Genomic DNA, 14198 nt, shown 5'->3' on the forward strand with positions numbered 1-14198 from the left:
GCACTATATTGATCTCGGTGCAATGATGTGGCCGGACGGCATCGGCGGCATCGGCGGTGGCGGACGAAGCCGAAGAGACCGGCGAGGGGGCCCTGTGGACGACTACCGGCGAATCGCCGACGGCATGGCGGCCGACATCGCCGCGGGGCGGCTGCGGCCGGGCGACCGGCTGCCCACGCAGCGGGAGTTCGCCCGGCGGCGCGGCATCGCGGGCTCCACGGCCGCCCGGGTCTACCGCGAGCTGGCCCGCCGGGGCCTGACGGTCGGCGAGGTCGGCAGGGGGACCTTCGTCCGGGCCTCCGCCCGCACGGCGGACCCGGCGGTGGCCGAGCCGGCCGAGGGGCGCATCGACCTGGAGTTCAACCATCCCGTGGTGCCCGAGCAGTCGGCGCTCCTCGCGGCCGGGATCGCGCCGCTGCTGCGCCCGGACGTCCTGGAGTCCGCCACGCGCCCCGTCGGCCCCGCGGGCACGGCCGCCGCGCGCAACGCCGCCGCCGGCCTGCTGGCCCGGGGCGGCTGGCGTCCGGACCCGGACCGGGTGCTGTTCGCGGGGGGCGGGCGCCAGGCGATCGCGGCCGCGATCGCCGCGCTGGTCCCGCCGGGCGGGCGGCTGGGAGCCGAGGAGCTGACCTATCCGGTGCTGCGGTCCGTGGCGGGCCGGCTGGGGGTGGAGGTCGTCCCGCTGTCGGTGGACGGGGAAGGGGTGGTACCGCAGGTCGTCGCCGAGGCTCACCGCGCCGCACCGCTGGCAGCCGTCTACCTCCAGCCCACCGTCCACAACCCGCTGGGCCTGGTGACGCCGCCGCGGCGGCTGGCGGAGCTGGCGGAGGTGCTCGGCCGGCTGGGTGTTGCCGTGATCGAGGACGCCGTCTGGGCCTTCCTTCGCGACGTGCCGCCGCTGGCCGCCCTGCTCCCGGAGCGTACGGTCCTGGTCGACAGCCTCTCCAAGCGTCTGGCCCCCGGGCTCACCGCGGGATATGCCGTCGCCCCGAACGCCCTCGTGTCCGCCGTCGCCGCGGCGCTGCGCTCCGGGGGGTGGGGGCCCGCGCGCTTCGCTCTGGACGCGGCGGGGCGCTGGTGGGCCGAGGGGGCGGTGGACGAGATCGTGCGGGCCAAACGGCGGGACGCCTCCGCCCGCCGGGAGATCGCCGCCCGCCGGCTGGAGGGCTTCGCGGTCGGCGGCGACCCGTCCTCGTACTTCTGCTGGTGGGAGCTGCCACCTCCGTGGCGGGCCGACACCTTCGTCGCGGCTGCCGCCCGGCACGGCATCGCGGTCACCCCGGCGGCCGCGTTCGCCGCCGACGGGCTCAGGGCCCCCCACGCCGTACGCCTCGCCCTCGCCTCGCCGCCGCCGGACGTCCTCGCCCGCGCGCTGGACACCCTCGCCGCCCTCGCCCGCTCGGGGCCGGAGCAGGCCTGCGCCGAGTGACCTCCGCGGCTGCGGGTCCTTACGGGGCAATGTGGGCGGCGGCCACCGGCGGGCCGGTGAACCTGTGGCTCCGGCATGTTCGAGTGATCTGTGTCACGCCCTACGGTGCAGGCGTTGATTGTCAGGTCCCTTTCAGACGTAAGGAACCCTCCTCATGAGAGCCATGACCCTCCTGCGCCGCGCGGGCGTGCTGCTGGGCACGCTCGCGCTGGCGTTCACCGGGCTGTCCGCCGCCCCGGCGGCGGCCGCCGACCTCGAACGCGTCACCGGCTTCGGTTCCAACCCGGGCGCGCTGACCATGTACCGCTACGTCCCCGACGACCTGCCGGCCGGCGCCCCGGTCGTCCTCGTCCTGCACGGCTGCACCCAGGACGCGCCCGGGTTCGTGGCGACCTACGGCTGGCGCGCGTACGCCGACAGCCGAGGCTTCGCGCTCGTCGCCGCCCAGCAGGAGACGGCCAACAACAGCTCCCGCTGCTTCAACTGGTTCCAGAGCGGCGACACCTCGCGCGGGCGGGGCGAGGCGCTGTCGCTGCGTCAGATGGCCGGCCACACCGTGAACGCGGTGGGGGCCGACCCGTCCCGGGTGTACGTCGCCGGATTCTCCGGCGGCGGCGCGATGGCCGCGAGCATGCTCGCCGCCTACCCGGACGTGTTCGCGGGAGGCGCCGTGCTGGCCGGTGTGCCGCACGGCTGCGCCACCGGCATGGTGGGGGCGTTCGGCTGCATGAACCCGGGCGTCACGAAGACCGCCGACCGGTGGGGCGATCTGGTCCGTGCCCAGAACCCGGGATACGGCGGACCATGGCCGTCGGTCGCGATCTGGCACGGCACCTCCGACACCACGGTCGCCCCGGCGAACGCGGACGAACTGGTGAAGCAGTGGACGAACGCGCACGGCACGGACGCCACCGCGGACGGCTCGGCCTCGCTGCCCGGAGGGGTGACGCGGAAGGACTACGGCTCCTCCGCCGGCACCGTCGTGCGCGACTACCGAGTCTCCGGCATGGGGCACGCCGTCCCGGTGCGCCCGTCGGAGGGCTGCGGTACGACCGGCTCGTACACCGCCGACCTGATGTGTTCGACGGCGTACATCACCGCCGACTGGGGCCTGGGCGACACCGATCCCGGTGATCCCGGTGATCCCGGTGATCCCGGTGATCCGGGCGACCCGGGGGCGCCCGCCTGCTTCACGGCGAGCAACTACACCCATGTGCAGCAGGGCCGCGCCATCGTCCGCTACGGCTACACCTACGCGGTCGGCTCCGGTGACGCGTTGGGGCTGTGGAACATCTACACCGTCACCTCCCTCACCGAGACCGAACCCGGCCGGTACGAGCGGACGGCCTCCTGCGGCTGAGGGACCCGCCGCGGCCCGCCGCCCGGAGCCGTACGCCCCCGGCCCACCCGGGAGCGTACGGCGCGCCGTACGGCCGGCGCACCGCTCCCCAACAGCCGGTGAACACTCGCCGGAAGCCGGACACGCCACTTCGCCGGAGCCCGGCCCGCTCGTATGTTTGACGGCCCTTCACCATGTTCTCCACGGGGGGCGGACAGGCCATGGACATGCTTCGGTGGGAAGTCGTTCTCGCGGTGCTCGGTGTGCTCGTGCCGATCGTCGCCGCGCTCTACGAGTTCGTCTTCGTCGGACGCAAGCGACTCGGCTACCGGGTGCAGATGGACACCACCGCCACCGACGCCGTCCACGCCCAGTTCGCGGGGGTCCAGTACGCGGGGGCGCTGCAGCAGTTGCAGGACGGCGACGGCACCCGGCTGGTGGACCCGTCCTTCGTCCTGCTGCGAGTGGAGAACAGCGGCGCGACCCACATCGACATCGACGACTACGCCGTCCTCCCCGACGACAGGGTCGGTGTCCGGGTCGAGTTCCCCGGGCGCAGGGTCGCCGGGATGGTGGTGACCGAGCTCAGCGACGACTTCCTGCGCCCCTGCTTCAGCGACGACTCGGGTCTGAGCGTGCGCGACGGCGTCATCGAACTCCCCAAGGTGCCGCTCAACCGCTCCGCCCACTACAAGGTCCTGGCCGCCCTGGAGCGCACCGGTGACGCGGGGGCCGGCGCGGGCCCGCAGGCGCCGTTCGAGCCGCCCAGGGTCATAGGCGGGATCAAGGGCGGTGTGGGCAACGGCGGCATACAGGAGACCAGGAGCCAGACCGGGACGCCCTGGCAGGCCGTCGCGCTGGTCTGCTTCCTGGTGCTGGTCATCCTCGGGCAACTCGCCTTCTCCTTGCTCGGCCGCGACGACACCGCGGCGCCGCTGGACTGCGCCGGCGGCAAGCTCACCCTCACCGGATCCACGGCCTTCGAACCCGTGCTGCGAGAGGCCGCGGAGGCGTACCGGGAGACCTGCGGCGAGCAGGACGTGACGTTCCACCACGACTACCGGGGCAGCAAGGGGGGTCTGGAGGCGCTGACGAGTGAGAGCAAGGGGAGGAACACCCGGATACTGGCGTTCACCGACGGGGTCAAGCGGGACGACCAGCCGCTGCTGCTGCCGCGTCCGGTGGCCTTCACCCTCTTCACTCTCGTGATCCACGAGGACGCCGGGGTCCAGGACCTCACGCTGGAGCAGATCGGGGACCTGTACGGCGGGAGGATCACCAACTGGAAGGAGGTGGGAGGAGCGGACCTGCCCGTCCGTCTGGTGAGCCGGCTGAGCAACTCCGGTACCCGCGGCGTCTTCGAGGAGCGGATCTTCAGCGGATCGCGGAATCTCGCGCGCACCTCCGACGACTGCCTCACCCTGCTGCCCGGCATGCCGCGCGGCCCGCTCAACTGCGAACGGGGCTCCACCACCGAGGTGCTGGACGAGGTGGCGCAGACGCCCGGAGCCATCGGCTACAGCGGCCTCGACGAGGCGTCCGGCCGGAAGGACCTGCGGCTGGTGCGCATCGGCGGACAGCGGGCCACACTGGAGGCGGCCGACCACGGGGCCTACCCGTTCTGGGAGACGGAGTACGCCTACACCTACGGCGAGCCCCCCGCCAGGTCCCTGGCCGCCGGCTTCCTGCGCTATCTGACGAACGAGGTCGGCAGGGACATCGTGCGCTCCCGCGGCCACCGCCCCTGCGTCGAACTGCGGAACCCGGTGCTGTGCCGCCCCGATCCGCGGCGGCCGGGGGCGGGGGAGGGCGCCGGCGGATGACCGCCGCCGCGCCCCGGTGCGGATGTGAGCGCCGCCGCCCGGACGTGCGACTCCGGGCGGCGGCCTCCGGAAACCTCTGGTATGCCTTGAATGCCGCGAAATTCTCGAATGTCGTGGATACCGCTCGAATCGGACGAGGCGAACTGGAGATCATCGTGTCCGAACGCAACACGCTCGCTCGCAGCCTGCACGACCTGGGGATGGGCGCATGGTTCGGCGGCTCCCTGATGGGCGCCGTGGGTCTGAACGGCGTCGCCAGGGAGTGGGAGGACGCCGCGGCCGGCGACAGGATCGCGAGCACCGGATGGGCGAAGTGGACGCCGGTCAACGGGCTGGCCATCGCCGCCCACCTCGCGGGCGCCGTCTCCCTGCTGGCGTCCAACATGTACCGCGTGGAGCACCAGCGGGGAGTGGGGGCCTCCTCGGCGCTCAAGACCGTCCTGACCGGCGCGGCCCTGGCGGCGACCGCCTACAGCCGCGTCATGGGCAAGAAGCTGGAGATGGCCACCTCCACCGACCCGGACAAGGCGGCCGGGTCCCAGCACCACCCGGCCTCCATGGAGGACGCCGAGCGGCAGCTGCGCTGGGCCCAGTGGAGCATCCCCGTCCTGACCGGCGCGCTCACCGTCGTCAGCGCGCTCCAGGGCGAGCAGCAGAAGCCGGTCGAGCAGAAGGCGGGCATGATGCGCAAGGCCACCGCCCGCCTGGGCATGGGCTGACACCGGGTACCGGGTGCCGGGTACCGGGTACCGGGTACCGGGCCGCACGGTGCGTCAGCGGCCGGCGGCGTTCGCCACGAGGCCGCCCCGCGCGGCCGCCGGCGTACCGCCGCCGGCCAGCACACGCTGCCGGTAGTCGCTGGGCGAGGTGCCGTAGGCGACGCGGAAGGCGCGGCTGAAGGCGGAGGGGTCCGTCAGACCCCACCGGGCGGCGACGGAGTGGATGGGCGTGCGGTGCAGGGCGGGGTCGGACAGGTCCTGCCGGATGCGCCGCAGCCGCTGGTCACGCAGGAACGCCGAGACGGTGGAGCCCTCGTCCCGGAACAGCCGGTGCAGATGGCTCAGGGAGATGTGGTGTGCCGCCGCGATCGCGGGCGGGGACAGATGCGGGTCGTGCAGGTGCCGGCGTATGTGGGCCTGGACGCGCAGCAGCAGGGCCCGCCGCTGGTCCTCCGGCGGCAGCGCGTGGTCGCTCTCCAGGGCGTGGGCGAACAGGGCGGACAGCAGATCGACCGCGACCGCGGCCAGCCTGGGCCCGTCGGACGGCCGGTAGCGGGCGGAGTCCGCCGCCACCGTGGTCAGGAACTGCGCCAGCAGCGCCCCCATCCCCTCCCGTGCCGACAGGCTGCGGCGGGTCAGCCCGGCCAGCCGCTCCGGCGGCAGGTGCAGCAGGTCCCGGGGGACCTCCAGCCCGATGCCGCTGTACGGGCCGTCGCCGTCGCCCGCCCACATCTCGCACGGGCGCGAGGTGTCCACCACACACAGGGAACCGGGACCGTGGCCGTCCGCGCGGCCCTCCCGGGCGACCCTCAGCCGCCCCCGCAGCGGCAGGGAGACATGGACGGTCCGCGGGTCGTGCCGCCGGGCCAGCTCCGGGGTGCGCCGCAGGACGGCGGGCGCGAACTCCGCGGGCCACACCGTGACGGCCCCGAGGCTCAGCACGCGCAGCCGGGCCCGGAAGTCCGCCCGGTGGGGGCTGTCCGCCTCCAGGGGCGCGTGGGCCCGCCGGACCAGCTCGCACCAGCGGCCGAACCGCTCGGCCGCGGGCACGTCCTCGCTCGCGAACGCCGTCTCGTACACCATGTGTTCCTCCTTCTCCCCGGTCGTGTCTCCCGCCGCCGGCCCGGCCGGAGCACACCGGCCCGTCCGGCCATGCCCGAGCACCGAGTCTCGGCCGGCAGGCGTTGTCAGGCAGGCCCGTTCCGCCGCGCCGGACAATTCGCGGCCGGTGCGCGGCAGGCGCCGGGGAAGGAGGCGACAGGGCGGAGCGCGGGCTTGTCGGCCGGTCGCGGGGGGCCTACGGTGGCGCCCGATCGCGGACGCGGCGGGCGGACGCGACGGGGGAGGACATGCGATGGGGCGCCGGGAGAAACCGCTGGATCCGGCCGCCGGCCCGGTGCAGCGGTTCGCCGCCGAACTGCGCGAACTGCGCCGGGCGTCGGGCGGCACCACCTACCGGGCGATGGCCCAGCGGGCGCCCTACTCGGCGGCGACCCTGGCCGAGGCGGCGGCCGGCCGCAGGCTGCCCACGCTCCCGGTCGCCCTGGCCTACGCGCAGGCCTGCGGCGGCGACCGGGAGGAGTGGGAGGAGCGCTGGCACCGGGCGTGTGCCGACGTACTGGCCCAGCCGTCCGGCACGGACGGCGCCGACGCACCCTACCCGGGGCTCAGACGCTTCCAGCCGGAGGACGAGAAACGCTTCTTCGGACGCGAGCAGCTCACCGGCGACCTCGTACGCCGGGTGGGGGAGGGCAGGTTCACGGCCGTCGTCGGCGCCTCCGGCAGCGGCAAGTCCTCGCTGCTGCGCGCGGGGCTGATCCCCGCCCTGCGCTCCGGCGCCGCCGCGGTGCGGCCGGCCACCGTCCGCGTCTTCACCCCCGGTCCGCACCCGATGAGGGACCATCCCCGCCTGCTCGCGCCCGCCTCCCGTGCCCCTGACGCGGACACGGTGGTCGTCGTCGACCAGTTCGAGGAGGTCTTCACCCTGTGCCGGGACCCCGAGGAGCGCAGGGAGTTCATCGACCTGCTGCTGGCGGCCCGCCGCCCCCGCAGCCGGCTGCGTGTCGTCGTCGCGGTCAGGGCGGACTTCTTCGGCCACTGCGCGGGCCATCCCGACCTCGCCGACGCCCTGCGGGACGCCACGCTCCTGGTCGGGCCGATGACCCCGGCGCAACTGCGCCGGGCCATCGTCCGCCCGGCCGCCGACGCGGGACTGATCGTCGAACGCGCCCTCACCGCGAGGCTGGTGGACGAGGCGACCGGCGAACCCGGAGGACTGCCGCTGATGTCCCACGCCCTGCTGGAGACCTGGCGCCGGCGCCGCGGACGCGCGCTGACCCTGGCGGCCTACGAGGCCGCCGGCGGCATACGCGGCGCCATCGCCCAGACCGCCGAGGACCTCTACACCCGACTGGACCCCGACCAGGCCGCCGCCGCCCGCGGGATCCTGCTGCGGCTGGTGAACCCCGGCGAGGGGGCGCCCGACACCCGGCGCCCCACCGACCGCGGCGAGCTGGGCGCGGACGGCGCGGGCCGCACCGTCGAGGCGGAGGTGCTGGAGCGGCTGGCGCGGGCCCGTCTGGTCACCCTCGACGGCTCGGCGGTCACCCTGGCACACGAGGCGCTGATCGCGGCCTGGCCCCGGCTGCGCGGCTGGATCGAGGCGGACCGGCGGCGGCTGCTCGTCCACCGGCAGCTGACGGAGGCCGCGCAGGTCTGGCACTCCCTGGACCGCGACGCGGGAGCCCTCTACCGGGGTGCCCGGCTCGCGGCGGCCCGGGACCGGCTCGGCGGCACGGGGGCCGGTCTCACCGCGCTGGAGCGGGAGTTCCTGCTGGCCAGCGAGGCCGCCGAGGAGGCCGAGGCCGAGGAGGCCCGCGCCCGGACCATGCGGCTGCGGCGGCTTTCGACGGTGCTGTCCGCCCTGCTGGTGCTCTGCGCGACCGCGATCGCGGCGACCTTCCAGCAGTACTCGATCGCCCGTGAGCAGCGGCGCGTCGTCACCTCGCACGAACTGGCCGCCCAGGCCGACTCGATGGCCGGGGAACGCCCGGAGGCGGCGGCGATGCTGGCCCTGGCCGCCTTCCAGCGGGCCGACGTCCCCGAGACGCGCAGCAGTCTGCTGTCCGCCTACGCCCGTTACCGGGCCGACCGGTTCGCCGGGCAGGCCGGCACCGTGTCGGCGATGGAGTTCTCCCCGGACGGCCGCACCCTGGCCACGACAGGGGGCGGGCACGGCGTCAGACTGTGGGACACGCGGGCCCGCCGGGTGGCCGCCACCCTCGCCGGCCACACGGACCGGGTGAACGACGTGGCCTTCTCCCCGGACGGCCGGCTGCTGGCCACCGCGGGCGACGACCGCAGCGTCAAGCTGTGGAACACCCGAACCCGCCGGGTGGCCGCCACGCTCACCGGCCACACCGGCCAGGCGACGACGGTGGCGTTCTCCCCGGACGGCCGTACCCTGGCCACCGGCGGCGGCGACGGGACCGTGCGGCTGTGGGACGTCGCGAAGGAGCGGCAGACGGCCGTCCTGGCGGGACACACGGGCGAGGTGACGGCCGTGGCGTTCTCCCCGGAGGGCGGCACCCTGGTGACCGGCGGCGTCGATGCCACCTTGCGCATGTGGGACACCGGGACGGGCCGTGAGAGCGCCACCCTCGCCGTCATGAGAAGCGCGTCGACCGGGCAGCGCAGCCCGGTCTACGACGTGGCGTTCTCCCCGGACGGCGGCACCCTGGCCGCGGCCGGCACCGAGATCACCCGGCTGTGGGACACCGCGACCTACCACTACCGCAAGACCTCCTCGGTGACGGGCCGCCGCGAACACGCCCACCGGGAACTGGCCTTCACCCCCGACAGCCGTACCCTCGCCATCACCGGAGCCGACGGCACCGTCAGGTTCTGGGACACCGGCGACCACCGCACGACCGCCACCATCACCGCCGGCCAGGACCCGGCCGCCTACGAGACGGCGCTGTCCCCCGGCGGCCGCGTCCTGGCCGTGGCCGACGGCGAGGGCCGGGTGCAGTTGTGGGACACGGCCACACGGCAGCGGACCGCCGTCCTGGGCACCGCGGCGCCGTTCTCCCGGCTGGCGGCGTTCTCCCCGGACGGCCGGACCCTGGCCACCACCGGATCCGCCGACGGGGCGGTGGAGCTGTGGCGGACGGGCGGCCACCGCCGGCTGCGCACCCTGGAACACGGAAGCGACGTGCACGCGGCGGCGTTCTCCCCGGACGGCCGGACCCTGGCCACCGGGTCCGCCGACGGCACGGTCCGGCTGTGGGACGCCGCCTCGGGGCGGCGGCGGGCCACCCTCACCGGTCACACCGGCGGAGTGACGGCCATGGCGTTCTCCCCGGACGGCCGCACCCTGGCCACCGGGTCCGCCGACGACACGGTCCGGCTGTGGGAGGCCGGGCAGGGGCGGCGGACGGCCGTCCTCAGACGGCACACCGATCGGGTGCGCGCGCTGGCGTTCTCCCCGGACGGCGGCACCCTGGCCACGGCCTCCGCCGACCGCACCGTACTGGTGTGGGAGGTGCGCGACCGGCGGGTGCGGACCTCCCTCACCGGCCACGAGGGCCCGGTCACCGGTGTGGCGTTCTCCCCGGACGGACGTCTGCTGGCGACCGCCGCCGGAGGCCGTGTACGGCTGTGGGACACGGCCTCGTACCGCACCGCCGCCACCCTCACGGGCCACCCCGACGGCGCCGAGCACGTGGCGTTCTCCCCGCGCGGCGAGACGCTGGTCACCGCGGGGACGGGCACGATCCACCTGTGGGACACCGCCTCGCGCGACACGGTGGCCACGCTCACCGGCGACGGGGAGATCTCCGCCATGGCCCTGAGCCCGGACGGCCGGACGCTGGCCACCGCGGGCGAGGGGAAGCGCCTGTGGAGGCTCGACGCCGCCGAGGTGGCGGCCGAGGTCTGCCGGGCGAGGCGGACCCACCGGTGGTCCGAACTGGTCTCGGATCTGCCGGCGGCCCCCTCCTGCCCGTGAGGCCTCACTCCTGCCCGTGAGGCCTCGAAGGCGTCACCGTCCGCACTTCTCAGGAGCCGTGGTAGCCGAGCGCGGCCCAGTCGGCAGGGTGCAGATAGGGCCGGGCCTCCGGGTCGCGCAGCCGTAAGGCCCGTACCAGGACCGCCAGATCGTCGTCCCCGGGAGCGAGGGCGGCGACAGGCGCCAGATCATTGGCCTTCTCCCGGTTGGTCGTGTCCCGGAGCCACCGCTGGGCCGCGCACAATGCCGCGGGCGGGCTCAGCCCCTCGGCCCGCCAGAGCTGGTAGAAGCGTGCCGTCAGCAGGCTCGCCGCCTCGCCGCGGACCGCCCACTGGCTCGCCACCACGCCGGCGACACCTGCCTGGATCAGACCACTCGGGAGGGAGACGACCTCGTCGGGCAGGAGGGCGCCGGGCACAGCCGTGTCGCAGGCGGACAGCACGGCCAGCCGCGCACCGGCGCCGGACCGCGTCAGCCGCAGCTCCATGATCTCCCGCAGGGTGAGCTCCGCGTCGTCGGCCAGGATCAGCGCGCTGCGCAGAGGGCTGTCCGTACGGGCGAGGCCGTGGCAGACGAAGTGGTGGACCCGCGCCCGTGGCAGCGCCTCCAACACCGCCGCGTGGCGGGCCTCCCCGCCCCGCAGGACGTCGCAGGCCGGGAACCAGTGCCGGACCCAGGCCGTCTCGGCCCGCGCGTACCCGACTGGTTTCCACGAGGTCGGCTCGGGGTCGGCGACGACCGCGGCCCTGTCGGCCGGCACCCGTGCCGCGATCTCCCGGGTGACCGCCAGCGACCGTGCGTTGGGGACGTACCTCACGGTGTGCTCGTCCAGGAGGTGGCGACGCGAACCCGGGGCCTCCCGCACCGGCCTCCAGGCCGCGTGCAGCGGAAGCATCACCAGGGAACCGGAAAGCACGAAGACGATCTCGTCGCGGTCCCCGGCGATCGACAGAACGGGGGAGACGATCGCGTCCCATGCCCAGCGGGTGACCGCGTCGAGCGCTCCTCTCCACGCCCCGGGCGCGCCCCGGCGGGCACCGAGCAGTGTGCCGATCCGGCGTCTGACCGCCGCCGCGGTCACCGACGGCAGTTCCACGGCGGACACGTCCCCGCCTTCACCCACCGCCAGCGCGACCCCGGACGGGCTCGCCGCGGCAAGGTACACGACAACGGCGCCCGGAGGCACGGAACGGTGTACGGCGGCGAAGTCCGGGCGTCCCAGGAAGTGTTCGTACCCGCTTGTGGAGCGGATTCTCCCGGCTGTCTCGTCGACCGCCTCCCGGCGGCGGCGCAGGGTGTCCGGACCGGCCCCCCGGCGCATCGTCTCCTCCAGTTCCGAGACGGCCGCCCGGTACCGCCCGGCCAGGTCGGAGTGGTCCGTGCCGGAGAGCCGGCCGAGGTCGATGCGTTCCGCCTCCAGAGCCTCGGACAGCAGCAGGCCGAGTCCGGCCTCCAGCGCGACCACGGCCTCCTTCCACCGCCCGGCGCGGAACAGCGCGTGGGCCGCCTCCGCGGGAAGCCCCTGCGACTCGGCCAGCCATGTCTCCTTCTCCTCCCGCAGGAGCTGGATCCGGAACAGCCGTCCGGCCGCCTCCAGCGCGTTCGTGTAGGCGTCGGCCGCCTCCTGCCAGTGATGGCGGTCCGCGGCCCAGCCACCCCACTGCCGGGCCGCGGCGAGCGCCCATTCCGGCGAGGTGTCAAGGCCGTGGCGTACGGCGTCGCGGTAGGCGGCGACCGCCTCGCCGGGCTCGCCCAGAGCACGCAGGATCGATGCGAGGTTGTACTCGCGGGAGGCACGTTCGGGGGCGTTCTCCCCGGTGAGCCCCAGCGCCGTGCGATAGTGCCCGACCGCCGCCTCGCCGAACCGGCGGTCACCGGATGTGCGCCAGGCCGACGCCAGCGCGTTGCCGATGTTGTTGTGCGCGGGGGCCGTGCGCCGATCGTCCGCGCCGCGGGCGGCCAGCGACCGGAGCTGCGCTTCGAACGCGCCGAGCAGATCGTCCGGTTCGCGGTGGACCTCGTACCGCGTCAGCAGGGCGTTGCCCAGGTTGGTCAGCCCGACCGGGTCGGGCTGAGGAGCCTCCTCCACGGTCTCCTTCAGCAGCCGGACCGCCTCGTCGAGGTCGGCGGGGTCCCTGGTGCGCAGATACCGGCGGCGCAGCAGGGCTCCGAGCGTCCCCTGCAGCGCTTTGCCCTGCGGCGCCATGATGTGGAGGCGAGCGCCCTGGTCCGTGCGCAGCAGCTCGATGGCTCGGTCGAGGTCCTTCAGCCCTCCGCGGGCGTCGTACCTGGCGGACAGCAGATCGGCGAGTGCGTATCTGAATCTGGGGCCGAGCAGCCCCTGCCCCGCCGCGGCCACGGCCCACTCCGCGTGGCCGATGGCCTCGTTCAGCACGGGGAGCCCTCCTTCCGCCCGGAAGAGGCGGCCCAGTAACAGCGCCAGACCGCTTCTGCACTGCGCCACCAGCCGCGGATCGCCCGCGCCCGCGGCATGCGCCACGCTGCGCCGGGCGTACCCGAGGGCTTCGGCAGCCGACGCGGCCTCACGGCCGGGCTCGCGCAGGTTGCCCAACGTGTTGGCGAGGGCGTACTCGAGCCAGGCCCGGTCCGGACCGTCCGGTGACGAGAGCCGCAGCCCCGCGGTGAGGAGATCACGGGCCCGGAGTATCTCCCCGTGGTCGTACTCGGCGACTCCGCGCCAGTTGTGCGCGATTCCCGAACGGGTCATGAGGGAGACCCGGAAACCCCGGGGCGCGGTGGCGAAGCACCGGTCGGCGATTATCCGGTCGAGCGTGTCGGAGAGGCGCCGCCGGGCAGACTCGTCGCCGTCGAGCACGTAGTCGGCGAGCGCCCGGCCCGCGGCCGCGAGGCGGGCACGGAAACGGATCGGTGGCCGGGGGACGGGCAGCCACCCCAACTGCTCCTCCACCTCCCGCCCCCGCCGCGCACTCATGCCGGCTCCCCGGGAGCGGGGGGCGTCCGGCCGCGCTCCAGACGCGCCGTCAGCTCCCTGCCCGCCTCGTACTCCCGCCGGGGATCGGAGGGGAGTTCCCGTCCCAGCGCCTCATAGAGCCCACCGCGGTGGAGGTCGAAGCACGCCTGGACCAGTTGGCCGTATTGCGCTGCCGCGGAGAGGGCCAGTCTGTAGCCGACGGCCGTTCCGACGAGCGCGGCGGCCAGAGCCCACCAGGTGAAGACCGTCCAGACGCCGAAGAGCAGACTCCACAGCCACAATCGCGCGTTCGCGTCCAGCCGCGCACGGGCCGCTGCGACCTCGGCACGGACCTCCTCGGGGAGGACCAGCCACAGTCGCGGCCAGCACACCACGGCATCGAGCCCGTAGCGGTGCCGAGGCCGGGACTCGACAGCCCTGAGCAGATCACCCAGGCCGGTCGGCATCCGGTCCGGCGGTGCGGGCGGCACCGTGGCACGCCAGGCGTTCAGCGCCGCGTACTCGGCCCGCTCGGCGGCCGACAGCTCCGCCCGGCGCCGGGCCAGGGCGCGCCACCGGTCGGCCCTGCGTCCGATGCCTCGTCCCCGTACGCCGATGAGCATGGCCCGCACCGGTGACGCCCAGGCGGGCCAGTAGCCTTCCAGCAGCCGTAGCACGCCGGGGGTCAGCGCCTCCGCCAGTCGCCTCGACCCGGCCACGATCAGCAGCGCCAGTACGGCGATCACCACCTGGGCGGCCACGGGCAGACCGCCGAACTCCTGCTCCCAGGCGCTTCCGAACGCCTGCCAGCCGGAGCCGGGGCCGCTGAGGCCACCGTGGCCCCATACCCAGGCCAGCACCCCGCCGGTCCAGAACATCACGGCGGAGGAGTCCCACCGCTCGGCCAGCCGGCCGCCCAGCCCCGTCCACAACGCGGTGAGCACGGCG

Annotated in this window: 8 protein-coding genes; 5 read left to right on the top strand and 3 right to left on the bottom strand. The window is 74.8% G+C overall.

Features of this window, described 5'->3' with window-relative positions:
- Positions 1 to 94 precede the first annotated feature (94 nt).
- The 4 genes from BM237_RS16870 (at position 95) to BM237_RS16885 (ending at position 5310) form a co-directional block, all read left to right on the top strand.
- On the top strand, positions 95 to 1429 hold the full coding sequence (locus tag BM237_RS16870) for an aminotransferase-like domain-containing protein (protein ID WP_093850506.1): 1335 nt from the start codon (positions 95 to 97) through the stop codon (positions 1427 to 1429).
- Between the two features lie 154 nt (positions 1430 to 1583).
- Positions 1584 to 2789, top strand: a complete 1206-nt coding sequence (locus BM237_RS16875; RefSeq protein ID WP_093850507.1) for an extracellular catalytic domain type 1 short-chain-length polyhydroxyalkanoate depolymerase — start codon at positions 1584 to 1586, stop codon at positions 2787 to 2789.
- A 200-nt stretch (positions 2790 to 2989) separates the two neighbouring features.
- A complete protein-coding gene (locus BM237_RS16880; protein ID WP_093850508.1) occupies positions 2990 to 4591 on the top strand; it encodes a substrate-binding domain-containing protein in 1602 nt (533 codons plus the stop codon).
- 113 nt (positions 4592 to 4704) lie between these two features.
- Entirely contained in the window at positions 4705 to 5310 is a 606-nt protein-coding gene (locus BM237_RS16885) for a hypothetical protein (protein WP_342746243.1), read from the top strand.
- A gap of 54 nt (positions 5311 to 5364) precedes the next feature.
- Here the strand turns inward: BM237_RS16885 and BM237_RS16890 are convergent, their stop codons facing one another.
- A complete protein-coding gene (locus BM237_RS16890) occupies positions 5365 to 6393 on the bottom strand; it encodes an AraC-like ligand-binding domain-containing protein (protein ID WP_093850510.1) in 1029 nt (342 codons plus the stop codon).
- A gap of 271 nt (positions 6394 to 6664) precedes the next feature.
- Between BM237_RS16890 and BM237_RS30325 the strand changes: the two genes are divergently transcribed.
- Positions 6665 to 10318: a WD40 repeat domain-containing protein gene (locus tag BM237_RS30325; RefSeq protein ID WP_107415237.1), complete on the top strand. Its 3654-nt coding sequence runs from the start codon at positions 6665 to 6667 to the stop codon at positions 10316 to 10318.
- 49 nt (positions 10319 to 10367) lie between these two features.
- Here BM237_RS30325 and BM237_RS30330 read toward each other — a convergent pair whose 3' ends face one another.
- Complete coding sequence (locus BM237_RS30330; RefSeq protein WP_093850512.1) at positions 10368 to 13271, bottom strand: CHAT domain-containing protein; 2904 nt, start codon at positions 13269 to 13271, stop codon at positions 10368 to 10370.
- On the bottom strand, positions 13268 to 14194 hold the full coding sequence (locus BM237_RS16905; protein ID WP_093850513.1) for a hypothetical protein: 927 nt from the start codon (positions 14192 to 14194) through the stop codon (positions 13268 to 13270). Before BM237_RS16905 ends, BM237_RS30330 begins: the two co-directional genes overlap by 4 nt.
- Positions 14195 to 14198 lie beyond the last annotated feature (4 nt).

Origin of the sequence: Streptomyces mangrovi (genome assembly GCF_900114215.1) — a bacterium.
In the GTDB taxonomy this organism is placed as follows: Bacteria; Actinomycetota; Actinomycetes; order Streptomycetales; family Streptomycetaceae; genus Streptomyces; species Streptomyces barkulensis.